Below are 24,132 nucleotides of genomic sequence, written 5' to 3' on the forward strand. Positions count from 1 at the left end.
CCGTCAGCCACCCCGACGCGACCCGGCAAAGATCGTGTGCACCGGCTGCGCCCGTCGCCGCTCAGTCCAGCGGAATGCGCCGCAGTGCCCGCACCTCGTCGAGACTGACCGGCGGTGCGCCGTTGCCCCAGGCGGCGCGGATGTACGACACCACGGCGGCGATCTCGTCGTCGGCAAGGCGACCGACATACGGCGGCATCGAATACGGTCGCGGGTTGCCCTCCGTCGTCGGTGCCGCGCCGCCGAACAGCACCAGGCGCACGCTGTTGACGGCGCTGGCACTGGCAACCAGCGGATTGCCGGCCAGCGGCGGATAATCCAGGCCGCGACCGCGGCCGTCGTCACCATGGCATTGCGCGCAATGGTTCTGGTAGATCAGCAGGCCGTTCGCCGAGGCCGGGCCCGTCGTCACCAGATCGCCGCGGTTGCGCGCGCGTGCCCGCCGCGACAGCGACGGCTCGATGGTCTTGATGTAGGTGGCGATCGCCAGTGCGTCACCTTCGTCCAGGTATTGCAGACTGGTGTAGATGACCTCGGCCATCGAGCCGTAGGCGGAGCCGTGCCGCGACACGCCGCTGCGCAGGTAATCGGCAAGTTCGGCCGTGTCCCAGCGTTCCAGGCTGATCCGGTCCAGCGGCGGCGCGTACCAGCCCAGCCCGGTGATGTGGCCGCCGGCCATGTACTGCTCCACCGGCAGCGACTGCATGGCGCCGCGTCCGCTGTGGCACATGTCGCAGTGGCCGAGTCCGTCCACGAGGTAGCGGCCGCGGTTCCATTGCGCCGGTTTCGACGGATCGTCGGCCTGCGTCCGCGGCCGATGGAACAGCATGCGCCAGGCAAGGACGGCGCCATGGCGCCAGCTGGCCGGGAAGGTGAGGACGTTCTCGGGCGCTGCCGCCTTCACCGGTGGCAGCGTGCCCAGGAAGGCGAACAGCGCGTCGAGGTCGTGATCGGTCAGGTGCGCGAAATTCGCGAACGGGAAGACCGGATAGAGTGGACCGGTGCGGCTGACACCATGGCGCATGGCGTGGCGGAATTCCTCCAGCGTCCAGTCACCCAGTCCGGTCTCCGGATCGGGCGTGAGGTTGCCGGCATGGATGCTGCCGTACTCGGACTGGAAAACGCGGCCGCCCGAGTAGGGCGTGCCGCCGCGCGTGGTGTGGCAGGTCACGCAGTTGCCGATGCGGGCCAGATAGGCGCCGTGTTCGACCTGGGCGTCGTCGAGTGCCGCCGGACGGCTGCCTTCCTCCGGCACCTTGAAGGGGGCGAAGCCACCCTGGGCGCGGAACATCAGCACGCCCACCAGCAGGATCGCCAGCAAGGGCAGCAGCAGGGCAAGCCGGCCCCAGCGGATGCCACGGCGGTTCATGGCGACGCCTCCGTCGTGACAGCGGGGTCGTGCGCGGCGGTCAGCGATCCACAGGGCATGGGCGGCTCCACGGAGCCGGCCGGCAGTGGCCGCTCGCCGGGTGCGGCCGACTGTCCCGCCAGCCAGGTGGACACCAGCCGGATATCGACCGGATCGATGCGCCGGGCGATGTCCGCCATGCAGTCGGGCGCCTTGCTGCTGCGCGCGCCGGTGATCCAGCCGCCGAGCTGCGCGATCAGGTAGTCGGTGGGCAGCCCGACCAGTGCGGGAATGCCCGGCTCGACGCCGGTGAGGCGATCGCCATGGCAGGCCGCGCAGGCCGGCAGTCCGCGCTCGGGGTCGCCGGAATACACCAGCGTTTCGGCGCGCGCGCGTGCGGCCGCATCGAGGGCGGTGGATTCCACGCGCTGCGTATGCGCCGGCTGCGCGGCGTACCAGTGCGCGATCTCGCCCAGCCAGCCGTCATCCATGTACTGCATCAGGTACACCATGCGCGGATACAGGCGGCGGCCGTCGCGGAAGGCCTGCATCTGGGCCAGCAGGTAACCAGCGGGTTTGCCGGCCAGGTGCGGGAAGTATTCACCGCCTTCCGTGGCGCCCTCGCCGTGCTCGCCATGGCAGATGGCGCAGGCGGCCAGCTGCTCGCGCAGGTCGGGGACAGGCACGGCGGCCGGCTGGGCATCGGCCGCGGGGATTTCGATGGCGTCAGTCCCGGATGCGGTCGCGCCCACCTGCGCAGATGCGGGTGCGGCGAGCATCAAAAGGATCAGAACCGGCAGGCGATGCAGGAAGGATGGGGAGGTAGGCATGTCGATGGCGATTATGCGCCCAACGTCGGTACCGGTTCCAACCGGTTCGGCCGCTTAGCGTCCCGTCCCCCTGACTGGAACGGGATGCGGTCGCAGCGGACGGCACGATCGGGAAAACAGGACGTTGCCCGCGCCGTCTGTCCGCGGAGGGCAGGTCAGTGTGACAGTCGTCCAGTCCGCCGACGCCCGGGCTTGCGTGCGGCGGACGGGTATGGCCATCGAGAGCCAGGCATGACGGACGGTGGCGACCGGGTTCACGATTCGCGCGCAGGCGTGACGCCTGGCTCCGGCCCCGCCAGGCACGCCATGCCGGAGACCGCGCCTGCCGTTGCGGGAAAAGCGTACTCGCAGTGAAGTTGGAAAAGGCGCCGCGGCCGACCATCGCGCGTGCGGTGGCATACTTGCGTGACGTTTCTCCAGCCCGCCACGCCAGTGCATCCGCGTCCCGACCGCTACAGTTTCGATGCGTTCCAGCTCGATGTCCGGGCCCGGCAACTGCTTCATGGCGGCGACCCCGTGCCTGTGCAGGGTCTCGTTTTCGATCTGCTGCTGTACCTGGCCAGCCATCCGGGCGAAACGCTTTCCAAGGAGCGCCTCCTCGCGGAGGTCTGGGGCAACCGGCATCTCACGGACGCGACGATCGCCCAGGCCGTCCGCAAGGCGCGCGCCGCGCTCGGCGACGATGGCCGCACCCAGATGTATATCCGCACTGTCCACGGCCGCGGCATCCGGTTCGAGGCCGACGTCACGTCAGGCGATGCAGCCGCCCCGCCACCCGCCGCGGCGTCCACGCCCGGCTTGCCGGTCGCGGCCGCTGGCCCCGGGCCTGCGTCCGGCTGGCGCGTCGTTGCCATCCTGTTGCTCCTCACAGGCGCCTGGGGGCTGTGGCTGGCATTCCCTGGGCCCGGCGTCCGGGAGGCACCTGCCATCGCCGCTGAACCGCTTCCGGCAGCGACGCGGATTGCCGTGTTCCCGTTTGAAAACGCAACCGGCGAAGTCGATTACGACTGGTTGCGTCACGGCCTGCCCGCCGCCGCGCGCGACCTGCTGGCCTTGGCCGAAGGCGTCGAAGCGCTTGGCCCGCGGGAACTGGAGGACGTCCCGGAAGGTGATCTCGACCACCGCAGCGCATACGTCGGCGCGCGCTTCGGTCTGACCGCGACGGTGGCAAGAAAAGAGGGCAGGTTCGCTGTCGCCTGGCTTCTGGTCCGCGATGACGGTGGCCGCCACCAGGGCCAATTCACCACCGCAGAGGCGACACTGATCGCACGGGAGCTGGTGCGACAGGTCCTGGCCTCGGCGCGTGGCGTCGCTCCGGTGATGGTGTCGGACGCAATCGATGCCGGTGACCCGCTGGCACTGGAACTTTATTCGCGCGGCATGGAGGCCGCGATGCGCAACGAGCGCGCCCAGGCGGTCAAGCTGCTCGAGGCGGCCCTGGCGCGGGCACCGGGTTCGACGCAGTTGAAAGTGGCGGTGGCTCAGGTTGCGTTCGATCCGGCGAATGTCCAGGGTTCCATCCAGCGCCTTCGCGAAGTGATGGACGGCCTTCCGGCTGACGCGTCGCTGGCCCGCGCGACGCTCCGCTTCGAGGTCGGGAAGCTGCTCTGGTTCGTGGGCGAGATGGAGCAGGCGGAAGGGCTCCTGCGCGACGCACTGGATGACCCCGGCATCGACAGGCTGCTGCGCGCACGCGTTCTCAACAGCCTGGCCATGGTCGAACAGTCCCTGTTGCGGTTCGATGTGGCCTGGGAGCATGCGCGCGCGGCGGAATCGCTGCTGCGGCAACTCGACAGTCCCTACTTCCTGGCGATGGCGCTGACCAACCTGGGTTACCTGGCCGAAGACATGGGGCGTCTGGCCGAGGCGCAGCAGTATCACGAGGAGGCGCTTGGAATCCGTGAACGGTCCGGTTTCCCCACCCTCGTGGCGGCTTCCCGTTACGGGCTCGGCAGGGTATTGCGGCGAAGTGGCCGGTTCGAAGAGGCCGAGGAACTGGTGCGCATGGCCCTGGACACCGCGATCGCGCACGACGTTCGGCACGACGTCTTCGACAACTGCGAGGAGCTGGCTGAAATCGCGATGCGCCTGGAGAAGTACGAGGATGCCGCCACATGGCTGGAGCAGGCGCGGGCGGTCGCGGAAAGCAATGACGACGCGCTCGGCCTGGTCTGGGTCCGGCAACTGCAGGGACGGCTGTCCCTGCGCAGTGGCTCGGTGACCGCGGCCACGGTAGCCGGGCATGAAGGCGTGGTGCGCGACCTTGAGGCGGTCGGCGAGCGCCAGGACGCACAACTGGCGCGTCTGGAGCTGGCGCAGATGCACCTGGCTCTTGGGCGGCCCGACGCCGCCTACGGCCTGCTACGGCGGGTCGCCGACGATCTCGATGCTGCGGGGATATCCGGCGTCGCCCTTGGCCACGAGGTTGTCAATGCGCAGTGGCTTGCAGCTCGCGGAGAACGCACCGGGGCCCTGTCGGCGTTGCTGGAAACCATCCGGCACGCCCGCGCCAGCGGGGCATGGGACATCGAAGCGGAGGCCGCGATCCTCGCCGGGCATCTCGCCCTGGAAACCGGCGACGTCGCCACCGCGGGGCGCGTGCTGGCCATTGCCCGTGCCTGGTCGCCGGGCTATTACCGGACACGGGAGCTGGCGCAGGCGCTGCGGGCTGTGGAAACCGGTACGGGCAGGACGGACTGAGCCGACTTCGCCGCAACGTCCATGCGGCAGCATGCCTGGGACTTTCCACTTCCCTCAGGACAGCCGCGGGCATCGATGCGTCCACGCGCCGCACCGCTTGTCGCTGGCCGGGTCGGCCGTACGCGACCGCGATCGTGCAGGGTCCAGCGAGGCCAGCCACGGGCGGGCGCCGACGCGCAGGATCGCGTGGCCCACACGCGCGTTCGCGAGGCGAAGGTCGCGGGGCATCGACTGGTCTGGTCCGGGCCTGGGCCGGGCAGCGCTCGCCGCTTCCTTCAACCGCTGCGATCAGGACGGCAGCACGGTCCGGTGGTGAATCTTCCTGCAGGCATTCATCGCCCATCCGCAACGGATTGACAATGTGGCCCCCGGGTGGCTGCGGGACGGTTCGTGGATGCCGGATTCAACGGTTGCCCGGCTTGCAGGCGCGGTAAAACTCGTGGGCGCCTCAGACCACCCGGCGCGCCCGGATGAGCTCGGCCCGGATCCACTCCACTTCTGGACCAGACCGGTTAAGCAACGTGTCCCGCGAAGGTGCCCACGCGTTGACGCCGTAACGGCTTCAAGGTGGATCCAGCACCAGTCGGATGCCCTCGGCGTGGCCGTCGATGGCCTCCAGCAGCAACAGGAAGTCGCCGCCCGAGCTGACCAACTGCGCCGTGAAGCGTGAAGACTGCCCCGGCACCACATCGGTCATGGTCCAGCCATCGAGCCGGAAATCCTCCGGTGGCGGCTGGTTGGACGGGTTTTTCACCAGCACGCGCGCCATGGTCCACGGATCGACGTCCACCCGGCTGTAGATCCGCAGGTGGCCACTGTCCACCGTGGCCGTGCCGCTCACCCGGGCGACCTGTCCGTAGTAAAGAACCTGACGGGTGCGCGCCAGGCTCAGGTGCACCAGGCCCTCCAGCCGCCCGATGCGCAGTTCACCGCTGATCCGCGGCGGGGTGGATGGCGCGAACGAGGAACGGCGTTCACCGCCCACGTGCAGGGCCCGGCCCTTCCGCTTCGGTAATCCGGTGATGAAACCCTTGTCGAGGTAGGACTGGCGCAACTGCCGCGCCTGTTCGACGTGCTGCGCATGCGCCGCGTCGCTGCCGTTGCCCCATGTGGGATGGGTGGCCATTAGCGCGAGCACCGCCACCCACGCGATCCGGCATGACACGGCTCAGCCCTCGAAACCGTCGGCGAAAAGGCGGTCGATCCAGATCGGGTCATGGTCCGGGTTCCATTCCACCGCACCCAGGTCGCACAGGGCCGGTCCCACGCCACTGGCGGCCACCGGGCGCGGCAGGCCGCGGGCGTCGGTGTGGATGCTGATGTTGCTGCAGTAGTGGCCGCCCGAGTCGATCAGCGGACTGTCGGGGCGCGGCAGCATCACCGGCACGGGCCCACCGTAATAGCCCAGCGGCAGCAGGCGCGGATCCTCGATGCCGGTGTCCAAGGAATGGCGTTCACAACTCTGGTCGCTGGATGGGAAGAGGTTCAGCCCGTTGGAACGGATGTAGCCAATGCTGTTGTGCTCACATAGCGGGCCAGAGGCGTAACTGAAAAGCAGGGATGCCTGCATCGAAATGCGACCGTAGGCTTCGGTTCTGATCAGTCCGGCTATGCGGGGCGCAACGACGATGTCGAAGACGGTCGAAGCGAGCAGGTACAACTCGCTTTCGCCACGGACCCGCAGGGAATTGTCGGCGGTGTAGAACGTGCTGTTGACCACTATCGCCTGGGCCTTGCTCACCAGTTCGATGTCGGTCCCCAGTAGCTCGCCATCCGCGTAACTCCTGTTCAGGACGAAGGTGCTGTTGCGTACGCTCAATGCGGCCCGGGTCGTTCCTGAATAGGGCCCTTCGACGGAGATCGCACCGCCGCCATTATGGCTGCGGGTGCGCGCAGAGTTTTGTTCGAACAACGAATCGGAGATGTCGATCGAATTGGCGCGCTGGACACGGATGGCTCCGCCGGGTCCGTATGCGAAGGGAAGGTCGTCCACATTGCCGTTCTTCCGGAACGTACTGCGAAGGACCGTCACATTGTCCACGCGGTCCAGCGCTATCGCACCGCCGCCATGACCGCTTCCGGTGTAGCCGGTACCGGTCGTGGCGCGGTTCCGCTCGAACAGGCAATCCACGACGCGTACCGAGTTGACCTGTTTTCCTGGGAACGCACCGCCGAAATGGGCGAGTGCGGATTGCGCGTTGTTGCGGAACGTCACGTTCGAGAATGTCACCTGGTCGGCCTGGCGCAATTGAACGGCGCTTCCGGCGTTGTCCCTGTTCCAGCCATCGTAGTTGTTGCCATCGACCAGCGCGATATTCGAGAGCCCGAAATCGTGTCCCGGATTGGCCATGTCCACCACGATCATGTGGCTGGCCCCTTTCGGGGCGCGGCGCAGGGTCACCAGGTCCCCGCCGTAGATCTGCACGGCCTGGGTGATGACCAGGTTCTGGCTCATCGGGATCTCACCCGGTCCCGGCAGCGCGAAGAGGATGACATCCCAACCGCTGGAGTCGCCGGCGGTGCAGGCATCGTACCCGAGGTTGTAGTTGGCCGACGCAACCGCTTCGCGCAGGGAGCAGTCGCCATCGTTGTTCATTTCGTCATCGAGCGTGTTGACGATGATGGCGGCCGCCTGGGCCATCGGCGAGAGCGCGGCCAGCAGCAGCGTCATCACGACACGACGGAGCATGCTGGCCTGTCCCGACGCCGGGGGAGGGGACGCGGACCGCGTGGTGCCGTGGGCCTTGCGGGCATGCGTGCGCAGTTCGTTCGTCATGGCTTCAGTCCTCGAAGTCGTCGGCGAAAATGAGGTCGGTGCCGGCCGCCGACAGCTCGAACGCGCCGATGTCGCAGTGCGCATCGCCGTCGCCGTCGCCATCCATCGGGCGCGGTTGGCCGAGCAGGTCGCTGCCCAAGGGTGAGCACGGCAGCGAGGGCCAGGCGTCGATGGCCGGGCTGCCCGGTTGCGGCAGCACCGCGAGCGGATGGATCGGATGGTCGCTGACGCTGACCGCCACCATCGGGTCGGCGAAAAGATCGTCCCCATCCAGCAGCCGACAGCTGTGCACCGGCGACAGGTTGTAGCCGCCGGTCGCCGAGACAGGGCCGAGGAACTGGCATTCCTGCCCGACCGGCGGCAGTCCGGCGGCCGGCTTGAACAGGTTGCCGACCAGGGACAGGGACAGGAATGAGGACACGTCGACATCGAGCCACATCGAGCGCCCGCCGCCTTCGGGCAGCGAGCCTGTCAGTGACTGTGCGTGAAAGGTGTTGCCGGCGACGGTGGCGGGAAGGGGCACGGCGCGGCTTAACCCAGGCGTTAGGTGGCTGTGGTGAAAGGTGTTGCCGGCGACGGTGGCGGGAAGGGGCTGGGCGTCTGGCGAAACGCTGTGGAACCAGCTGCCGCCACGGTGTTGCGCCAGGTTGGCCGAGAACAGGTTGTTTTCCATCGCCAGGAAGACTTGACCGGTCGCCACGCCTCCTCCATCGGTGGCCTGGTTGCCGAGAAAACTGTTGCGGCGCAGGATGGCCGAACTCAGGTTGTTGTTGGCGGCACCACGCATGCGGATCGCCCCGCCGACACCCGCCTCGTTGTTGCCCAGCCGGGAGTCGCTGACGTAGGCAACGAAGCGCTGGGCTTCGCCTGCAGTGCCGGCGTCGACGCTGATGGCGCCGCCATCCGTCGCGGCCTGGTTGTTCGTGAACACGCTGGAAGATATGTCCAGATACGGCATCTCCGCTTCCGGCGGATGGTTCGCCGCTACCTGGAAGCCGATTGCACCGCCGCGGCCCACTATGGCCTGGTTGTCGTCGAAGTAGCCGTCGAGCACGGTCACCCCGTGCCCACCGACTTCGTCCAGGAAGATCGCGCCGCCACGCCCTGCACGGTTGCCGGAAAACTGCACCTTGTCCAGGCGCAGGAAGCCATTGCCGTTGGCCTGGTACAGCCCGCCTCCCGCTCCCATCGGGGACGTGGCATTGCCGATGAACTGTACCTCGGTGAAGGTGGCGTCATCGCTGCTCAGATGGACGCCACCGCCGTGCCCCATCCGCCGTGTGCCGCCCTCGATACTGACCCCCTCCATTGAGAACGGGGAAGCCGTGGCGCGCACGCTCATGACGCGATGCTCCGTGGTAGCGGATGCCACCAGGCGGACCCGCCCCGGCAGCGTGCCCAAGACCGGGGGACGGATGCCAAGCGCATGCGGCTCGCCGGCGCCATATCCGGCGCTCAGCTCACCCGACAGCTGGATCGTCGCCACGTGCGGCGGGGACGTAAACAGGCTTTCGGCGAAGGTGATTTCATCATCGCCGGTGCCCGCCGGACAATCGGCGAAGGTGGCTGCGTCGTCGCTGGCGTTGGCCAGTGCTTCGCGCAGCGAGCACAGTCCGTCGGTGTCCGGCGGGATGGCATCGTCCACGGTGTTCACGGTGATCGTGGCGGCATAGGTATTCGCAGACGCCAGCGCACCGATCGCGGTGAGCAGCACGCCCGGCAACCGGCGCAGAGGATGGATAAGGTTCATGGCGGGTCTCTCCTCGATGGGTGAATGGTCATTCGAAGCCGTCGGCGAAAATGAGGTCGGTGCCGGCCGCCGACAGCTCGAAGGCGCCGATGTCGCAGTGGGCCTCGCCGTCGCCGTCGCCATCCAACGGGCGTGGATTGCCAAGCAGGTCCATGTGGGAAGTACATGCGCCGGTGGGCCAGCCGTCGATGGCCGGGCTGCCGGATTGCGGCAGTACCTGCAACGGATGCAGTGCGTGTCCGCTGGCGCTGGTAGCCACCATCGGATCGGCCAGGATGTCGTTGCCGGGGTTGTGCCACAGGCAAGCGGCATCCGGCGAGAGGTTGTCCCAGCTAGTGGGCACCAAAGTGCTCCCGGCGCGCACACACTCCTCCAGGTCCGGCGGCAGATCGATCGCCGGCGCGAACAGGTTGCCAAGCATGACCCACCTGGGGGACTGGGTCGAATCGATCTGCAACCAGAGGGTGCGGCCATTGCGGAGCGGATCCGAACCGGTCAGGTGCTGCTGGTGGAACGTATTGCCTCGCATCTCGCCGTCGATCTGGTGGGTCTCGGACGAGAGGAGGTGGTACAAGGCACCGCCACGCACCTCGGCGGCGTTGCCGGAGAACAGATTGTCGGCCAGCGTCAGGCGCAGATCGGCGGTGCGGAGAGCGCCGCCGTTTCCGGCCTCGTTCGCGATGAAACTGTTGCGATTCAGGATCAATGTACTCAGCGTATTGTGCGGTGTGCCACGAACGGACAACGCGCCGCCATTGTTTGCGTCGTTGGCGCTGAACCGGTTGTTGTTGATGTTGGCGATGAACGCTTGATTGGCGCCGTCCTCTCCCGAGGTGATGTAGATCGCGCCGCCTTCGATCGAAGCGTGGTTGTCGTCAAAAATGCTTCCGCTAATGTTCAGCTTCGGAGGCTGGGCCTCGGGCGAGAGGCCGGGCTGCACCCGGAAAGCGATGGCGCCGCCGCGGCCGGCCCAGGCGTTGTTGTCGACGAACTGGCTGCCCTGGATGGTTACGAAGTGTGCACGCACGTTGTTCAGGGAAATGGCGCCGCCCGTCAAGGCGGTGTTCCCCTCGAAGCGCACCCCGTAAATCTGCAGCACCCCCTCGCCATCGGCCTGGTACAGGCCGCCACCGACACCGGTGGCGGTCTGGTTTCCGATGAAGCTCACGTCCCGGAAGATCGCATCGTTGCAGGCCAGCAGAATGCCGGCGCCATTGCCCGAGGTCTGGCCGCCGCCTTCGATGCTGATCCGCTCGAGTTCGAATGTGGCAACCGCTGCGCGAACGTGCATCACGCGATGCGGCGAAGTGGTGGAGGCCACCAGCCGGACACGCCGCGCAACGCCCGTGGAGCTGGGCGGCCGGATCTGAAGCGCGTGCTTCGTGCCGGTGTCCTTGCCAGCTTCCAGCATGCCGGACAAGTGGATGGTCGCCGTGTACTGGCTGATCGGCCGGAACAGCGCGCTGACGAAGGTGATCTTGTCATTGCCGGTGCCTGCCGCGCAGTCGGGATACGTGGCCGCGTCGTCGCTGGCATTGGCGAGTGCTTCGCGCAGCGAGCACTCGCCGTCGGTGGCCGGCGGGATGGCATCGTCCACGGTGGTGACGGTGATGGTGGCGGCCTGGGCTGCTGGAATCGCCAGCATGGCGGCCAAGGCGAGCGCGGCCGCACGCTTGCGGCTCGAGGAAGCATTCGTGGTCATGGCAAGGATTTCCAGTGCGGAACGAGGATTCACTCAAAGCCGTCGGCGAAGATGTCGTCGACGAGAATCAGGTCGTGGTCCGGGTTGAACTCCACCGCGCCGACATCGCACAGCGGTGTTCCGCTGCCGGTGCCCGATACCGGGCGCGGCAGGCCGCGTGCGTCGATGGCGACATCCGTGCCGCATGTCGCGCCTGCCGCGTCGATGAGCGGGCTGTCGATGCGTGGCAGCATCACCGGCACCGGGCCGCCGTAGTCGCCCAGCGGCATCAGGCGCGGGTCGTCGATGCCCTGGTCCGATGGCGCCAGGTTGCAGCTGGTATCGCCTTGCTGAAAGCGGTTGTTTCCACCGGAAAAGACCGTGCCCTCTTCCGATGCGGTGCACAGTGGATGGGCCGGGCTGCCGAACAGGACGCTGCGATCCAAGTAAACCACGCCCTGGGGGGAGCCGTTCAGGAAACCCAGATGACTGTCGTTGCCGATGAAGGTCGAGGTGTTGATGATGGCCTCGCCGTAGTTCAAGGCCTGGACGGCGCCTTTCGTGTCATGGAAGGTGCTGTTGACGATGTGCGCGCGTACCGGAAAGTCGACGACGATGTCACCCCCGGAAGAGCCGCCACGGTTGCCGGAGAATGTGGTCCGGTGTACCGACAGCGCGCCCACGGATTCGATCGTGCCCCTGACGTGGAGGGCGCCTCCTCCCTGGAGGAGGGCGGTGTTGTTCACAAACACCGAGTCGGAAATGCGGGCCTGGTCGAAGTCCTCCAGCCGCAGCGCGGCGCCGAATCCGTACTGGCGGTGGTGGTTGTTCCGGAACGTCGTGTACCGGATCGTGACTTCGGGCACGCCCCGCAGCCACATCGCCGCGCCACCCCACCCCTCGTAGCCGGGCCTGGAGGCGGCCTGGGTTTCGTTGTCCTCGAAGCGGCTGTTCTCCACCGTTACCGACGCCACCGAGCCGAATCCGAGTGCGCCGCCCAGGTGCGCGACGGCCGATTGCGAGTTGTTGCGGAACGTGACGTTCCAGAACTTCACCGGGCCGGCGCGCTTGAGCTGTACCGCCGTACCGGCGACCTGCAGTTCGGACAACTGGGTCCAGCCGCCGCTCAGCGTCAGGTTCTGCAGCTCGAACTTGTGCGCCGGATTGGTCATGTTGACCTCGAATATCCGGTAGGCCGTGGTCAGCCGGAGGTGCTGGTTGGTGCCGATGATGGCCAGTGCCTGGGTCACCACCATGATCTGGCTCACCGGGATCTCGCCGCCCTGGAGGTTCGCGGCGAAGAGAATGACGTCGAGGCCGCCGCCGGTGTTGTGGCCGGCGGTGCAGGCATCGACCGCCACATTGGTGTTGGCCGCTTGCACGGCCTCACGCAGCGAACAGTCGCCATCGTTGTTGAGTTCGTCATCCAGCGTGTTGACGATGATGAACGCCGCATGCGCCGCCGGGGCCATCAGCGCGATCAGCAGCACGCAGGCTGCGTGGCGAAGGAACCTGTTGAACCAATGCATTGCACAGTCCTTGACAACGGAACAGGTGACTGGATGGCCGGGCGGGGCAGCCGCCGGGGCGGAAGCTGGAACTGGCTGGATGCACTGCATGGTGGTTTCTCCCGATTCCATTCCGGTTTTCCTGGCGTCGTGCCGGCTTGACAGCGAAGCGGAGTGATCCTTCCGGAACGGTGCGGAGCGGAACCACCTGACGGTCGCGCTCGCGTATTCCGGTCCGTGCCGACATGGATGGAGAGCACATTGCAGGACGCGTGCCAGTCCTTCTGTGCTGAAGAAACAGAGACTTGCGGCCGTCAACGTGCATTGACGTCGCACTTCCGCGACGATCTGCCTCATTGCCGAGACGGTTGCACCCGGCCCGGACGGAAGGCGCCTGGATGTGCCGGATGCGTGCGCGATGTATCGTCGCGGCGCAAGGCGACCGCGTGCGGGCGCCGGGGCCATGGAAAAGGGCAGGCGCCAGCCGCCCCGGGAAATCTCGCAGCGACGTCAGCGGGCGCCGGGACGCATCGCCCGGGCCGGGCACACCTTCAGGGCGTTGGGTCGGGCCGGACCGACACGGTCATGGTGAACGGCCGTGGCTCACCCGAACGCCAGTCGAGATTCTCGATGCAGAAGTACAGTTTGCCCTCAAGCACGGTGGTGCGTGCCGTCGTGCGGTGGCTGTGGTCGATCTCGCTTCTGCAGAAAATGATCTGGCCTCCCTCGGCATGCAGGGTCGCCTCGGCCTCGCGTCCCGCCTCCACGCCGGTGATGACATACGTGGGAGAGCGGTCGGAAAGCTGCCCGCTGATGGTGAGGGGGGAGCCGTCCTCGGGGAACGGCACCTCGATTTCCTGCGTGAAGCCGGCTCCGGCGTGAAGCAGGGTGGCCGCGTTCATCGCAATCAGGCAGAACCGGTTTTTCGCCATCGCCATTCCTCCATACAGGTCTGTCAACCAGCCGATGCATCCGTTGACACAGGGGTGGAACTAGTCGCATCCGGTCCAGGGATTTCCGCACGCACTTCCGGGCGGCATCCAGCCACGCAACACCGGGTTGTCGATCTCCGTGCCAGTGACGGGCAGCTCGACTTCCACCCAGTCCTCACGGCAGCCCGCCAGGGGAAGGTCGATGGCGAACAGTGAAATGTCGATCGTTTCCGACGTCCGACCGGCGCGCTGGTGCACCTTGTACTTCCGTGGCGGCCGCACCGCCAGTTTCACGGCGGGGACCCAGCCGCTGCCGGTGAAGGCTTCGCTGCCACGCGAGTCCACGGCGTGCACGACCCGCGTCCACTCGCCGCTGTGTTCGACCACCGCGAAAACCGTCCGTCCGGGGTCTGCCGGCACGGTCGCGATGGAGGCGAAATCGTTGCCGGGGCCACTACGGACCTCGATGGCCGTTTCCGGGTCCAGGGAGAAGGCGTGGATGTCGCACGAGGTGGCGGCATGCGTGGGCGGACACAGGCACGCCAGCACGATCACGACACGGGCGCCGGCGCGGGCGGCCGCGATGCCCGGCGACCATGCAGCATGTCGGCAGGACGGGGAGGGCCCGTTCCGCGTATCCGCTGGCCATCGGCCCGGGAGAAACCGCCTTGGCTGGAAGGCCGTACCGGGTACGCCGTTCACATGCAGTCCTCCCAGGGGCTGCCGCACCAGCTGCCGCGGGGAAGCCATCCTTCCAGATCTTCGCCGCCGCGCACGGGGACGACGATCTTCATCCAGTCATCCGAACAGGCGAGCAGGTTCACGTCGAGCTCCGCCCTGAGGCTGCCGAGTACCTCGCTCTTCCGGTCGGGAGAGGCGTGAAACGGAACCAGGTCATCGTGCGGATCGATGGTGCGCACGGCGAGCTGCGGTGCATGTATCCAGCCGGCGCCATCGAACACGCGCGTCCTGGTTGCATCGACAGCCGACGCCACGTTGATCCAGTCCTTCCTCGCGCCCTTCAGCAAGACCAGTGTTCCTCCAGGACTCGGTGGCAGCTTGCCCACGATGGGCGACGAGACATCGGCGTCGGCATGGATCTCGACCGTTCCGTAGGGATTGGCGACGAAAGCGGCAACGTCGCATTCCGTTGCCGACTGCGCCAGCCCGGGAACCGCGAAGGCCGCCAGCAGCAGCGGACGCGGGGAGCGCTTACGGGTGTGTTCGTTCATGGAGTCTCCTGGAGGCGATGTGCCGTGAAAGTACCGCGGACGCTTCCATCGGCATCGGCAATGTCGATTTCCGCAGAGACTTCCATCGCGGCTGCCGGCAGGATCCGCACCAGGCCACTGGCCTCGCGGCCTCCCAGTAACGTGACCGAATCCCGACCGTTCCTGTAACGGGCGATGAGCACCGTGCCGACCCTGTTGAAAGGCGTCGACGCCGGCCTGTACTCGCCGGGCCGGATCGGGGCATCGGCAGGCGTGTCCATTCCGGCCTCGATCTGTATGTCCACGCGGAACTGCCCGGGCGAGTGGATCCTTCGGAAGTCCTCCAGCCCCGCCCTGGCCGCCTGCAGGTCGTAGTTGGCCAGAAGGATGCGGTGGACGGTGGCGGGTACGCGCTCCTGCGGGTTCGCGATGGCCGCGTCCGTCAGGACCAGGTTCTTCCGGTAGGTCGAGAACGTCGCGTAGGTCGGTTCGAACGGGACGGCTTCGCCATCGAAATTCAACGTGATCGCCGGCGGCCCGTCTTGGCCGGACTGGCCGGGACGGGGGCTGTCGGCACATCCGGCAAGCAGCGCCGACAGCATCATCGCCTTGACGGTTGACCGTTTCATCCGGCGCCGGTCACACGTCGCTGGCAACGATTTCGGCGTCGACGAGCCTGACCTGCTGGCCCAACGCGCCGTCAACCCGCCCCCGCACCAGATGAACGCGATCCGGCACCGCCAGGTCCTCGCCCGGCGCCGCCCGCAGCTGGACGAAAACGCCCTTGCGGTGGGTGGCCGTATCCTGCAGTTCGATGTGATGGATCGTGCCGCTGTCGACCTGCGACGTGGTCCAGCCGTTGAAGTAACCGCGGACCGTGACTTCCTGTCCGATCAATCCCCGCATCGCCGCTTGCAGGTCGTCCACCCGCACGGGAGTGGTGGCCGGGAGGCTGTCCGCCTGCAGCGGTTGTGGCGCCGGTGGCGGAAGACCATCGGCGTCACCGATGCGCTGGCAGTCTTCCATTTCGACATGGTCGGCAACGGTTCCGGTGATCCGGCCGCGAACAAGGATGACGCGGTTGCGAGACAGCGGCTCTGCATCCGGCGCCGCCATGTTGCCCTGGAGCAGCCCCGGCTGGGTATCGGACTTCCCCGGCTCGATGTGCAGCCTCACGGTCCGCTCCAGCGGGTCGTTGTCGAAGAACAGCATCGGGTAGCCCGCCACCACAACCTCCTTGCCGGTCCAGCCGAACAGATGGTCGTGCAGTTCCTGCACCTCCCAGGGCCGGGGCTGCGATGGCTGTGACATGTCTGACTCCTGGCTGGTCTGGGCGCCGGTGACCCGGGAAGTGATGGCAAGGCTGGCGGTCAAACCCGGCGCATGGGCCAGGGTTGACGGATCGCGCGCGGGCGCGGACGTCGCCGTCGCGAGCAGGAGGGCTGGCGCCAGCAATGCGGGTGAAGCCAGGCGGAGGCGGGAACAGGAAGTGGGCATTGGACAGGATCTCCGTTCGAGGGTCGTGTCCTGCGGCGTTCGCAGGTGCACCGTCCGGAATCGCGGTAGCGGCGAGGGGACAGGCGGCGTCAAGGTAGGCCGGGGAGGGACACCCGGGTCATGACCGGGACGTGACCGGATCCTGACCGCTCGTGATCCGGCGCCGATTGCCAGGGCGACTGCCTGGCTGATTGCCCGTGAGCCGTCATGGCAGGCGCAGCCGGGGCGGCTGCAGGTGCCGGCGGAGACCGAGGCTCCGGCTGGTGGCGATTCTGTCGCAGCCCGGCCGTTGTGCCCGGCGTTTGCTGCAGTGATGGCGGTGGCAAGTCGTATGGGTGTGTCGCCTCGACCTACGCGGGATGGGCCCTGTCGACGGTGGGCATGTTGGGGCTGGCGCCAACCGCGCTTGGATGGGCCCGCGGACCCGAGTGGATTGACACGGTGGACTGCGTCGAGCACGACAGCCGCCCGGCCGGGGGACGCCCATGGACCATTCAACCAGGAACGACAAGGATCCCGCGCCGTCGCCTGGGCCCCTGCGCCAGGGCACTTCCGGCATTGCTCAACGTGGGCGCGGCCATGGCGAATACGAAGCCGGTCGGCGCGCCGACGCTGGTGATGCCGCCGGAGCAGGCCGACACGATCCCCGAGCCACCGCCGCGACCTGGGTCATGGAGACGCCAGGCCGCTACAGCGTCGGCAATGTGACGATGCTGCCCCGTCCCAAGGGCGGCGCCCGGCTGGATGGGGACCCCCTGCCGCTGTACCTCCCGGATTCCTCCAACGAGTGCAAGGTGCAGAAATTCTTCCGCCGAACGCACCCTGGATTGGAAACGGCGCAAGGCGAGTGTGTGCCTGACCGTTCCGGACCCGAATCGAGCAGATAGCCTCATGAAGCAGGTATGTCCTCGTGGTGCGGGTGCGCCGTCCGCCGAAGCGCAGCTGCAGCGCGAGGCGTCTGCTGCAAATCACTACGTGGCCTACAATCGGGCTCCACCGGCGCTTTGAGGACGCTGATGCGAGCGAGGTCACGATGACGAATTCGGCGCAGTCATTGAACGCGCCCGAGCCGGCACCCGCCTGGAAGCCGGAAGACGCGGCGCTGCCGGAAGAAGCATTCGAGGCGCTCAGGCGTTCCCTGCCGGAACCAGAGCGACGGGCGTTGACGCGCGCACGTTTGGAATTGGTCGCGCAACGCTTGAAAGAGCGGTTGTCACACAAGCCCTGGTATCGGGAGAGGGCGGAATCCGATCCGGGGTTCTGGAACACCTTGGCCGCCAGCCGTTTCAACGACGTCTGAAGCCAGCCATTGGAGACGCGGCTGCGCCGGACCCTTGCCGCAGCCCTTGCGCCTGACAGCTGCGCACGCTGGCCTCAGGGCCACCCGTTCCTTCGATGCCGCGAACGGCAAACATCCGGCCAGAAGCCGGAAACGAAAAAGCCCGGCGCGGGGCCGGGCTTTCTCGAAGTACCTGAAAACATGGTGGCCAGGGACGGAATCGAACCGCCGACACGGGGATTTTCAATCCCCTGCTCTACCAACTGAGCTACCTGGCCGGAAACTCCACGCGTCCACCCGGATGCGGATGGTGCGTGCGGGCCGCGTATTAGACCGTCACCGGGCGGTGACGTCAAGCTTGCCCCGAGGTGAATATGGACCGCCGTTGCGCGACGATCCGGTCTCCGCGATCGCCCTGGGCGGTAGGATCGTTGCATTGCCTGCCCGACGCCTGCGCTCGGGCCCCTGATCGGAGTGCCGCCATGAATGTCGTCCGGATCACCTGCCTCGCCACGGTTCTTGCTCTTGCCGCTTGCGCCAGCACCGCCGAGCGCCGTCAGTTCGAACAGGAACAGCTGGCCATCTACAGCAAGCATGCCGGTGAGCCGGTGGACCGGATACGCAGTTTCCGTCTGATCAGCTGGCAGCCGGCCGGTGACCTCAACCTCCTGCTCGAAGCGCGATTGAACGAGTGGTACTGGCTGGAAGTGGACGGCCCGTGCATGGAACTGCCATACGCGCAGGCCATCGGGGTCAAGACTTCGATGAACACGCTGCAGGCGCGGTTCGACAGCATTCTCGTTGAAGGCCAGCCCTGCCGGATCCGGACGATCCGCCCGATCGACTACAAGGCGGCGCGAGCGGAACTGCGCGAACTTCGGGAAAGTCGGCAATGAGAAGCCAGCCACCCCCTGGTCAGGACGGGCGGAAATCGCACCCAGGCCGGTGGCGAACGGCAAGGCCAGGGCGGTGCCAGTCACTGGATGGCGCGCCGGTTGCGGCAAGGGCAGTCGCTCCGGTTACCCCCGTAGATATGGGTTCACCGTAGCCGTGGGCGGATCGTGAAAGCCTGCAGTGCCGGTCGCCGCGATCCGGCGGCGCACCGGGCGCATCGGCCCCCTACGCCCCCGGCTCGACATAGCCTGGCGGCTTGTCGGCGCCGGGTCCGAACAGGAACTTTTCCATCTCTGTGGAAAGAAACCTCCGCGTCTGCGGATCCAGCGGCGAAAGCCGGTTCTCGTTGATCAGCATGGTCTGGTGCGCCAGCCACTGGCCCCAGGCTTCCTTCGAGATGTGCCGGTAGATGCGCTGGCCCAGTTCCCCGGGCCAGGGCGCGAAATCCAGGCCTTCGCCTTCGCGCTGGAGTTTCTGGCAGAAAATCGTTCGCATGATGGTCAATCCTCTCGCAGTCGCAGTCCGGTGAGCAGGCGGCGCACCGGCTGCGGAATCCCGATGCTGGCAAGTTCGTCGAGCGGATGCCAGCGGCATCCATCCTGCTCGGCCACGCCCGGGCCGGGCGCGAAGACGTGGACCTGGTCCTCGCCGATGTCCAGCCGGAACGGCTGCGCCGTCAGCGCGTAGTGGGTGAAAACATGACGCACGGCAGGCATCGGCACCAGCGCAGGCGGAGGGAAGGTCGTTCCGAGCGCGCGGTCGCCGCGCAGCGATGATTCGTCGGGAAATTCGGGCAGGCTCCAGAGGCCGCCCCAGATGCCCGGTGACGGCCTGCGGTGGAGCAGTACCCGGCGCGAGTCGTGCACCGCCACCAGCCACGCTGCGCTCCGTTGCGGCAGTGTGCGGCGCGGTCTCGGTGTCGGCAGTTCGGCGACGCGTCCGGTCGCCAGGGCGACGCAATCGTCCCGGAGCGGGCAGTTTCCGCACTCCGGCCGCGCGCGCGTGCATACCGTCGCTCCCAGGTCCATGATCGCCTGGGTGTAGTCGGCAAGCTGCGAAGGCGGCAGCAGCGCGTCGGCCAACCACCAGAGGTGAAGTTCGATCGCGCGCTGGCCGGGAAAGCCGTCGATGCCGTGGCTCCTGCACAGCACGCGCTTGACGTTGCCATCGAGGATCGGCGCACGCAGTCCGAATGCCTGCGACAGGATCGCGCCCGCCGTCGAGCGGCCGATGCCCGGCAGCGCCATCAATGCATCGAGGTCGGCCGGCAGTTCGCCACCATGGTGTTCGACGCAGAGCCGCGCCGCGCGCTGCAGGTTGCGGGCCCGGCTGTAGTAGCCCAGTCCCGACCACAGCGCCATCACCTGGTCGGCCGGGGCACGCGCCAGCGCGGGCAGCGTCGGCAGTGCGTCGACGAAGCGCAGGAAGTAGCCGGTGACGGTAGCGACCTGCGTCTGTTGCAGCATGATTTCGCTGAGCCAGACCCGATAGGGATCACGCGGCTGCTGCCAGGGCAGGTCGTGGCGACCATGCTTCGCATGCCATGCCAGCAGTCGCGATGCGAATGCCGGCAGCGGCTCACTCGCCGGACTGTGCGCCGTCGCTGCCCGGGCCATCGTCATCCTGTGCTGCCGGCGGCAGCGTGCGCACGTCCAATTCGATGCCCTCGATGCGGGCGCCGCCGACTTCCAGCGCTTCCAGGCGCCACTCGCCACGGATGGCGGCAATCGCGGCGATGGGGTTGGCCAGCTGCGCCAGCGCCATGTTGGCCTCGTCGGCGGCCAGTTCGGCCCGGAAGTGCTGGCTGCCCTGCGTCAGCTCGAAGCGCAGCGCGTTCTCGCCTTCGTCCAGCCGGAATGCGATCGCGACCGGTTGCGTGGCGTCCAGGCCCAGCGGATCGGGCAGCCAGTCCGGCCAGGCCGGCAGCGTGCCGGCCAGGTCGACATGGTTGAGGCCGATGGCGTCCAGGTGCAGGCGGCCGCCCAGTTCCATGCCGAGTCCTTCCGACAGCGGCTGGCCGTCCGGGCTCACCACCCAGCGCAAGTGCGTGTCTTCCAGCGCGATGCCGGTGGCATCGTTGCGCGGTCGCGTGCGCAGCGTGAGCGAAAGGGCGCGACTCTGCCGCCCACGCAGGCGCGCGCCGGCGTCGAGGTGGAATTCTTCGCCGTCCAGCATCGGCGTGGTGATCAGCGAGAACTGGTCAAGGCGCCAGTCGTCTTCGCCATCGCCCGACAGCAGGGTGCCATCCTCGACGCGCAGGCCGACCTCGATGCGCGGCAGGCGTGGCGCGCGCGCCGGACCATCGTCGTCGGACAGGTTGGCAAGCAGCGCCATCAGTTCCGGCCAGGCGATCACCGGGCGGCGCAGCTGCAGGCTCTCGACGCGCGTCTGTCCGGTCCACAGGACCGACCAGGGCAACGCCAGGTTCAGTTCCCCGGCGCTGGCGGCGAGGGCGCCGTCGCGCTCGACCCGCGCGCCGGACAGTTGCACCTGCAGGCGCGGCAGCAGCCGCACGCCGGGCGATTCCGGCAGCGTCAGCGTCGCGCCCAGCTCGCGTTCGGTCCAGTTGCCGATCATCCGCGCGACGTTGTCCGGGCGCAGCACCCAGCGCACGGCGATGACCGTGCCGGCGGCGAGAACGGCGAGGAGGCCGATGACCAGCAGCGTGCGGCGGCCTCGCAGCATCGATCAGCGGCCCAGCGAATCCGGCAGAAGTCCGTCGATGAAGGCGTCGGGATCGAAGACCTGCAGGTCCTCGACGCCTTCGCCGAGGCCGACGAAGCGGATCGGCAGGCCGAATTCGCGGGCGAGTGCGAACACGACGCCACCCTTGGCGCTGCCGTCGAGCTTGGTGACCACCAGTCCGGTCACGCCGGCGGCCTGATGGAACTGGCGCACCTGGTTGACCGCGTTCTGGCCGGTGGTGCCATCGATCACCTGCAACACTTCATGCGGCGCGTTGCCGTCCAGTTTGGCCATGACGCGGCGGATCTTCGCCAGCTCGTCCATCAGGCCCGACTGCGTGTGCAGGCGGCCCGCGGTGTCGGCAATCAGCAGCTGCGCGCCGCGCGAGCGCGACGATTGCAGGGCATCGAAGATCACCGAGGCGGAGTCCGCGCCCTGGCCCTGTGCATAGACCGCGATGCCGGTGCGCTCACCCCAGGTCTGCAACTGCGCGACGGCGGCGGCGCGGAAGGTGTCGCCGGCCGCCAGTGTCACGGCCAGGCCCTGTTCGTGGTAGCGGCGGGCCAGCTTGCCGATGGTGGTGGTCTTGCCGACGCCGTTGACGCCGACGACGAGGATGACGAAGGGCTGCACCGACGGATCGATGGCCAGCGGTCGCGCCACCGGATCGATCAGCGCGCGCAGGCGAGTGCGCAGGTCCGCCAGCAGCGCGTTGGAGTCGGCATAGCTGCGCGCCTTGATGCCGCGGCGCAGGGCGTCGACCAGTTCGTTCGTCGCCGCGACCCCGACGTCGGCGGTCAGAAGTACCGTTTCCAGCTCCTCGAGCAGGTCCTCGTCCAGCGGCTTGTTGCCGGAGAAAAGCGCGCGGATGCCGAGGCCCAGCGAACTGTTGGACAGGCGCTCGCGCCAGCTCGGCTTCGCCCTTGCGACGGGGGCCGCGGGTGCGGGCGGCGGAGCAGCTGCGGCCACCGCGGGTGCAGCCGCGACCGGCGCAGGCGCGGCAGGCAGGTTCGCTGCGTCCATGGCGGCGGGGGCATTTTCCGCTGCCACGTCGACCTGCGGCGGCGTTTCGATGGTGGTATCGACGGAGGGGCTGTCACCGGCGGCCGGTGCGGCCGGTTCGACAGTCTTCTTCTTGCGGAAAAACCCGAGCATGGCGTGGCGGTCTGGAAGGCGGCGTGGCGGATCGCGAGGAATGGCGAGGGCGCCGGCGCGGCCGGATGACAGGCGCTGCACGGACGTCCCGGGGCGGCCCGGTATGCTATCACCGCCAATGAAAACCAAGCGTTCAACAACTTCCGCAGCCACGCCCGGTTCAGTCCGGATCATCGCCGGCGAGTGGCGGGGACGGAAGCTGGCTGTTCCCGACCTGCCCGGCCTGCGGCCGACGCCGGATCGCGTCCGCGAGACGCTGTTCAACTGGCTGATGCCGGTCAGCGAGGGTGCGCGCTGCCTCGACCTGTTCGCCGGCACCGGCGCGCTTGGGCTGGAGGCGGCGTCGCGAGGTGCGGCCGAAGTGGTCCTGGTCGAACGCGACCGCGGCGCCGCGGCGGCGCTGCGCGGGCATGTCACGCGCCTCGGCGCCGGCCAGGTCCGGGTCGAATGTGCCGACGCACTGCAGTGGCTGGACCAGCCGGCGACATCCCGTTTCGATGTCGTCTTCCTCGACCCGCCGTACGGCGCCGACCTGCTCGCGCCGGCCTGGAGGCGTCTTCGCGACGGCGGCTGGCTGGCACCGCAGGCGTATGTCTACGCCGAATGGCCGGCAGGACAGCCGTCGCCGATCGACCTTCCTCCCTGGCGCAGCGGCCGGGCCGGTCAAGTCGCGCACGCGCTCTACCGCTGCCTGCCCGCGACAGTGCCGACCGGTGCCGGCGCCTGATACGCTCGCGCCTCCGCCACGCCAAGGCAGGCCCTGGAGACACCCTGATGAAAGCCGGCAATCCCCGCATCGCGGTCTATCCGGGCACGTTCGATCCGCTCACGAACGGGCACATCGACCTGGTGCAGCGCGCCGTGCCGCTGTTCGACAAGGTCGTGGTGTCGATCGCCGAGAATCCGGTGAAAGGCCCAAGCTTCAGCCTGGAGGAACGCATCGAGCTGGCGAAGCAGGCGCTGGAGGGAATCGACAAGGTCGAAGTGCAGGGTTACCGGGTGCTGCTTGCGGATTTCGTCCGCGAGGTCGGCGCCGGCGTGATCCTGCGCGGCCTGCGCGCGGTGTCCGACTTCGAATACGAATTCCAGCTCGCCAGCATGAACCGCCATCTGGTTCCGGAAGCTGAAACGCTGTTCCTCACGCCGGCCGAGCAGTGGGCGTTCATTTCCTCGTCCCTGGTCCGGGAAGTTTCGCGCTTCGGGGGTGATGTCTCGGAGTTCGTGCATCCGGTCGTGAACGCCGCGCTCAAGCAGCGATTCCGCTGAAGCCTGCGGCTATACTCTGCCCATTCAGCCGGCCACCAATGGCCGCCCCGCGTCAACAGGAGTGCGCACAGCCATGTCCAGTCGTCTTCGTATCGCCCTGCTCGCCCTGGTGGCGGGGCTCTTCACCCTCGCCGGCTGCCAGAAGGAAGCCAGTGAAGGCAGGCCGTCGTCGGCCGGCGGCCAGGCCGCGCCCGCGGCCGAACAGCGCGCGCCGCTGATGCTGCCGGCGTCGCAGAGCGACGACGACTGGAAGCGCTACATCGGCCAGCAGGTGTCGCGCAATGTCCGCGTCAAGCGTGGCATCCCGCCGTTCGCCGTGTACGTGAGCCCGGACGAGGATCCGTTCCCGGTCATCGACAATGCACGCCAGACCCTGCAGCGCGGCGTGGTCAAGGACACCATCATCGCCTTCGGCTCGCGCGACTCGCAGCTGATGGCGACGCAGATGGTCGAGCTGTTCAAGGACATCCCGGCCGATCGCCTGAAGGGCGCGCGCGTGGTGTTCGTGGGTGATGCCGCCCATCGCGGCGTCGCCGAGAGCGCGGTCGCTCCTTCCGGCGCCGAGTTCATCTTCCTCGAGTTCGGCAAGTAAGCCGGATCCGCCCGCGCCGGCGCGCAAT

General features: G+C 67.7%; 22 protein-coding genes and 1 tRNA gene. 6 read left to right on the top strand and 17 right to left on the bottom strand.

The genetic code is table 11. The features are described 5' to 3' along the window. Positions 1-61: 61 nt before the first annotated feature. Positions 62-1,369 (bottom strand): c-type cytochrome, encoded by a 1,308-nt coding sequence (locus EDC25_RS06050; RefSeq protein WP_123521971.1) that lies wholly within the window; start codon positions 1,367-1,369, stop codon positions 62-64. Next, positions 1,366-2,127, bottom strand: coding sequence for a c-type cytochrome (locus EDC25_RS06055; RefSeq protein ID WP_165910881.1), 762 nt, complete (start codon positions 2,125-2,127; stop codon positions 1,366-1,368). Before EDC25_RS06055 ends, EDC25_RS06050 begins: the two co-directional genes overlap by 4 nt. Before the next feature lie 456 nt (positions 2,128-2,583). Here EDC25_RS06055 and EDC25_RS06060 point away from each other — a divergent pair, with 456 nt between their 5' ends. Beyond that, positions 2,584-4,878, top strand: coding sequence for a tetratricopeptide repeat protein (locus EDC25_RS06060; RefSeq protein WP_164484025.1), 2,295 nt, complete (start codon positions 2,584-2,586; stop codon positions 4,876-4,878). Positions 4,879-5,440: 562 nt separating this feature from the next. Here EDC25_RS06060 and EDC25_RS06065 read toward each other — a convergent pair. From EDC25_RS06065 to EDC25_RS06105, 10 genes are all read right to left on the bottom strand, one after another. Continuing rightward, the gene (locus EDC25_RS06065; protein ID WP_132577310.1) at positions 5,441-6,022 is read right to left on the bottom strand and encodes a hypothetical protein; all 582 of its coding nucleotides are present in this window, start codon (positions 6,020-6,022) and stop codon (positions 5,441-5,443) included. A gap of 24 nt (positions 6,023-6,046) precedes the next feature. Beyond that, positions 6,047-7,654, bottom strand: coding sequence for a CSLREA domain-containing protein (locus EDC25_RS06070; RefSeq protein ID WP_164484024.1), 1,608 nt, complete (start codon positions 7,652-7,654; stop codon positions 6,047-6,049). Positions 7,655-7,658: 4 nt separating this feature from the next. Next, the gene (locus tag EDC25_RS06075; protein ID WP_164484023.1) at positions 7,659-9,404 is read right to left on the bottom strand and encodes a CSLREA domain-containing protein; all 1,746 of its coding nucleotides are present in this window, start codon (positions 9,402-9,404) and stop codon (positions 7,659-7,661) included. Positions 9,405-9,432: 28 nt separating this feature from the next. Next, a complete protein-coding gene (locus EDC25_RS14680) occupies positions 9,433-11,106 on the bottom strand; it encodes a choice-of-anchor Q domain-containing protein (protein ID WP_165910882.1) in 1,674 nt (557 codons plus the stop codon). Positions 11,107-11,135: 29 nt separating this feature from the next. Continuing rightward, positions 11,136-12,614: a choice-of-anchor Q domain-containing protein gene (locus EDC25_RS06080; protein ID WP_164484021.1), complete on the bottom strand. Its 1,479-nt coding sequence runs from the start codon at positions 12,612-12,614 to the stop codon at positions 11,136-11,138. 530 nt (positions 12,615-13,144) lie between these two features. Further along, positions 13,145-13,525, bottom strand: coding sequence for a hypothetical protein (locus tag EDC25_RS06085; RefSeq protein WP_164484020.1), 381 nt, complete (start codon positions 13,523-13,525; stop codon positions 13,145-13,147). A 60-nt stretch (positions 13,526-13,585) separates the two neighbouring features. Further along, positions 13,586-14,080, bottom strand: a complete 495-nt coding sequence (locus EDC25_RS06090) for an SH3 domain-containing protein (protein WP_123521962.1) — start codon at positions 14,078-14,080, stop codon at positions 13,586-13,588. Between the two features lie 143 nt (positions 14,081-14,223). Further along, entirely contained in the window at positions 14,224-14,757 is a 534-nt protein-coding gene (locus EDC25_RS06095) for an SH3 domain-containing protein (protein WP_123521961.1), read from the bottom strand. After that, positions 14,754-15,365 carry a hypothetical protein gene (locus EDC25_RS06100; RefSeq protein WP_123521960.1) on the bottom strand — a complete coding sequence of 204 codons (612 nt, stop codon included), beginning with the start codon at positions 15,363-15,365 and terminating at the stop codon, positions 14,754-14,756. Before EDC25_RS06100 ends, EDC25_RS06095 begins: the two co-directional genes overlap by 4 nt. Before the next feature lie 10 nt (positions 15,366-15,375). Then, complete coding sequence (locus tag EDC25_RS06105; RefSeq protein ID WP_123521959.1) at positions 15,376-16,191, bottom strand: hypothetical protein; 816 nt, start codon at positions 16,189-16,191, stop codon at positions 15,376-15,378. A gap of 1,075 nt (positions 16,192-17,266) precedes the next feature. On the opposite strand from EDC25_RS06105, the gene EDC25_RS06110 reads away from it, so the two are divergent. Then, on the top strand, positions 17,267-17,533 hold the full coding sequence (locus EDC25_RS06110) for a hypothetical protein (RefSeq protein ID WP_123521958.1): 267 nt from the start codon (positions 17,267-17,269) through the stop codon (positions 17,531-17,533). A gap of 181 nt (positions 17,534-17,714) precedes the next feature. Here EDC25_RS06110 and EDC25_RS06115 read toward each other — a convergent pair. Beyond that, positions 17,715-17,790: transfer RNA gene (locus EDC25_RS06115), tRNA-Phe, on the bottom strand. 204 nt (positions 17,791-17,994) lie between these two features. On the opposite strand from EDC25_RS06115, the gene EDC25_RS06120 reads away from it, so the two are divergent. Further along, a complete protein-coding gene (locus EDC25_RS06120) occupies positions 17,995-18,408 on the top strand; it encodes a DUF6491 family protein (protein ID WP_123521957.1) in 414 nt (137 codons plus the stop codon). Positions 18,409-18,631: 223 nt separating this feature from the next. Here EDC25_RS06120 and EDC25_RS06125 read toward each other — a convergent pair whose 3' ends face one another. From EDC25_RS06125 to ftsY, 4 genes are read right to left on the bottom strand one after another with little or no spacing between them, the layout of a single operon-like run. Then, positions 18,632-18,904, bottom strand: a complete 273-nt coding sequence (locus tag EDC25_RS06125; RefSeq protein WP_123522038.1) for an oxidative damage protection protein — start codon at positions 18,902-18,904, stop codon at positions 18,632-18,634. Between the two features lie 2 nt (positions 18,905-18,906). Then, entirely contained in the window at positions 18,907-20,028 is a 1,122-nt protein-coding gene (mutY, locus tag EDC25_RS06130) for an A/G-specific adenine glycosylase (protein WP_243695102.1), read from the bottom strand. After that, positions 19,985-21,091: an AsmA family protein gene (locus EDC25_RS06135; protein ID WP_123521956.1), complete on the bottom strand. Its 1,107-nt coding sequence runs from the start codon at positions 21,089-21,091 to the stop codon at positions 19,985-19,987. Before EDC25_RS06135 ends, mutY begins: the two co-directional genes overlap by 44 nt. A 3-nt stretch (positions 21,092-21,094) precedes the next feature. After that, the gene (gene ftsY / locus EDC25_RS06140) at positions 21,095-22,288 is read right to left on the bottom strand and encodes a signal recognition particle-docking protein FtsY (RefSeq protein WP_377600463.1); all 1,194 of its coding nucleotides are present in this window, start codon (positions 22,286-22,288) and stop codon (positions 21,095-21,097) included. 76 nt (positions 22,289-22,364) lie between these two features. Between ftsY and rsmD the strand changes: the two genes are divergently transcribed. The 3 genes from rsmD to EDC25_RS06155 all read left to right on the top strand — a co-directional run bounded on the left by rsmD (position 22,365) and on the right by EDC25_RS06155 (position 24,104). Continuing rightward, positions 22,365-22,973 carry a 16S rRNA (guanine(966)-N(2))-methyltransferase RsmD gene (rsmD, locus tag EDC25_RS06145; protein ID WP_123522036.1) on the top strand — a complete coding sequence of 203 codons (609 nt, stop codon included), beginning with the start codon at positions 22,365-22,367 and terminating at the stop codon, positions 22,971-22,973. A gap of 47 nt (positions 22,974-23,020) precedes the next feature. Continuing rightward, positions 23,021-23,512 (top strand): pantetheine-phosphate adenylyltransferase, encoded by a 492-nt coding sequence (gene coaD / locus EDC25_RS06150; RefSeq protein WP_123521954.1) that lies wholly within the window; start codon positions 23,021-23,023, stop codon positions 23,510-23,512. 73 nt (positions 23,513-23,585) lie between these two features. Next, complete coding sequence (locus EDC25_RS06155; RefSeq protein ID WP_123521953.1) at positions 23,586-24,104, top strand: hypothetical protein; 519 nt, start codon at positions 23,586-23,588, stop codon at positions 24,102-24,104. The last annotated feature ends 28 nt before the right edge of the window (positions 24,105-24,132 follow it).

This window comes from Pseudofulvimonas gallinarii (genome assembly GCF_004343305.1).
Lineage (GTDB): Bacteria > Pseudomonadota > Gammaproteobacteria > Xanthomonadales > UBA2363 > Pseudofulvimonas > Pseudofulvimonas gallinarii.

What these genes read in the sequence shown, in the direction of transcription:
- EDC25_RS06110 (WP_123521958.1), top strand. Translation starts at nt 17,267, where the DNA reads ATGACGAATTCGGCGCAGTCATTGAACGCGCCCGAGCCGGCACCCGCC.
- coaD (WP_123521954.1), top strand. Translation starts at nt 23,021, where the DNA reads ATGAAAGCCGGCAATCCCCGCATCGCGGTCTATCCGGGCACGTTCGAT.
- EDC25_RS06080 (WP_164484021.1), bottom strand. Translation starts at nt 12,614, where the DNA reads ATGCATTGGTTCAACAGGTTCCTTCGCCACGCAGCCTGCGTGCTGCTG.
- EDC25_RS06055 (WP_165910881.1), bottom strand. Translation starts at nt 2,127, where the DNA reads ATGCTCGCCGCACCCGCATCTGCGCAGGTGGGCGCGACCGCATCCGGG.
- mutY (WP_243695102.1), bottom strand. Translation starts at nt 20,028, where the DNA reads ATGACGATGGCCCGGGCAGCGACGGCGCACAGTCCGGCGAGTGAGCCG.
- EDC25_RS06075 (WP_164484023.1), bottom strand. Translation starts at nt 9,404, where the DNA reads ATGAACCTTATCCATCCTCTGCGCCGGTTGCCGGGCGTGCTGCTCACC.
- rsmD (WP_123522036.1), top strand. Translation starts at nt 22,365, where the DNA reads ATGAAAACCAAGCGTTCAACAACTTCCGCAGCCACGCCCGGTTCAGTC.
- EDC25_RS06095 (WP_123521961.1), bottom strand. Translation starts at nt 14,757, where the DNA reads ATGAACGAACACACCCGTAAGCGCTCCCCGCGTCCGCTGCTGCTGGCG.
- EDC25_RS14680 (WP_165910882.1), bottom strand. Translation starts at nt 11,106, where the DNA reads ATGACCACGAATGCTTCCTCGAGCCGCAAGCGTGCGGCCGCGCTCGCC.
- EDC25_RS06100 (WP_123521960.1), bottom strand. Translation starts at nt 15,365, where the DNA reads ATGAAACGGTCAACCGTCAAGGCGATGATGCTGTCGGCGCTGCTTGCC.
- EDC25_RS06050 (WP_123521971.1), bottom strand. Translation starts at nt 1,369, where the DNA reads ATGAACCGCCGTGGCATCCGCTGGGGCCGGCTTGCCCTGCTGCTGCCC.
- EDC25_RS06155 (WP_123521953.1), top strand. Translation starts at nt 23,586, where the DNA reads ATGTCCAGTCGTCTTCGTATCGCCCTGCTCGCCCTGGTGGCGGGGCTC.
- EDC25_RS06085 (WP_164484020.1), bottom strand. Translation starts at nt 13,525, where the DNA reads ATGGCGAAAAACCGGTTCTGCCTGATTGCGATGAACGCGGCCACCCTG.
- EDC25_RS06120 (WP_123521957.1), top strand. Translation starts at nt 17,995, where the DNA reads ATGAATGTCGTCCGGATCACCTGCCTCGCCACGGTTCTTGCTCTTGCC.
- EDC25_RS06070 (WP_164484024.1), bottom strand. Translation starts at nt 7,654, where the DNA reads ATGACGAACGAACTGCGCACGCATGCCCGCAAGGCCCACGGCACCACG.
- EDC25_RS06135 (WP_123521956.1), bottom strand. Translation starts at nt 21,091, where the DNA reads ATGCTGCGAGGCCGCCGCACGCTGCTGGTCATCGGCCTCCTCGCCGTT.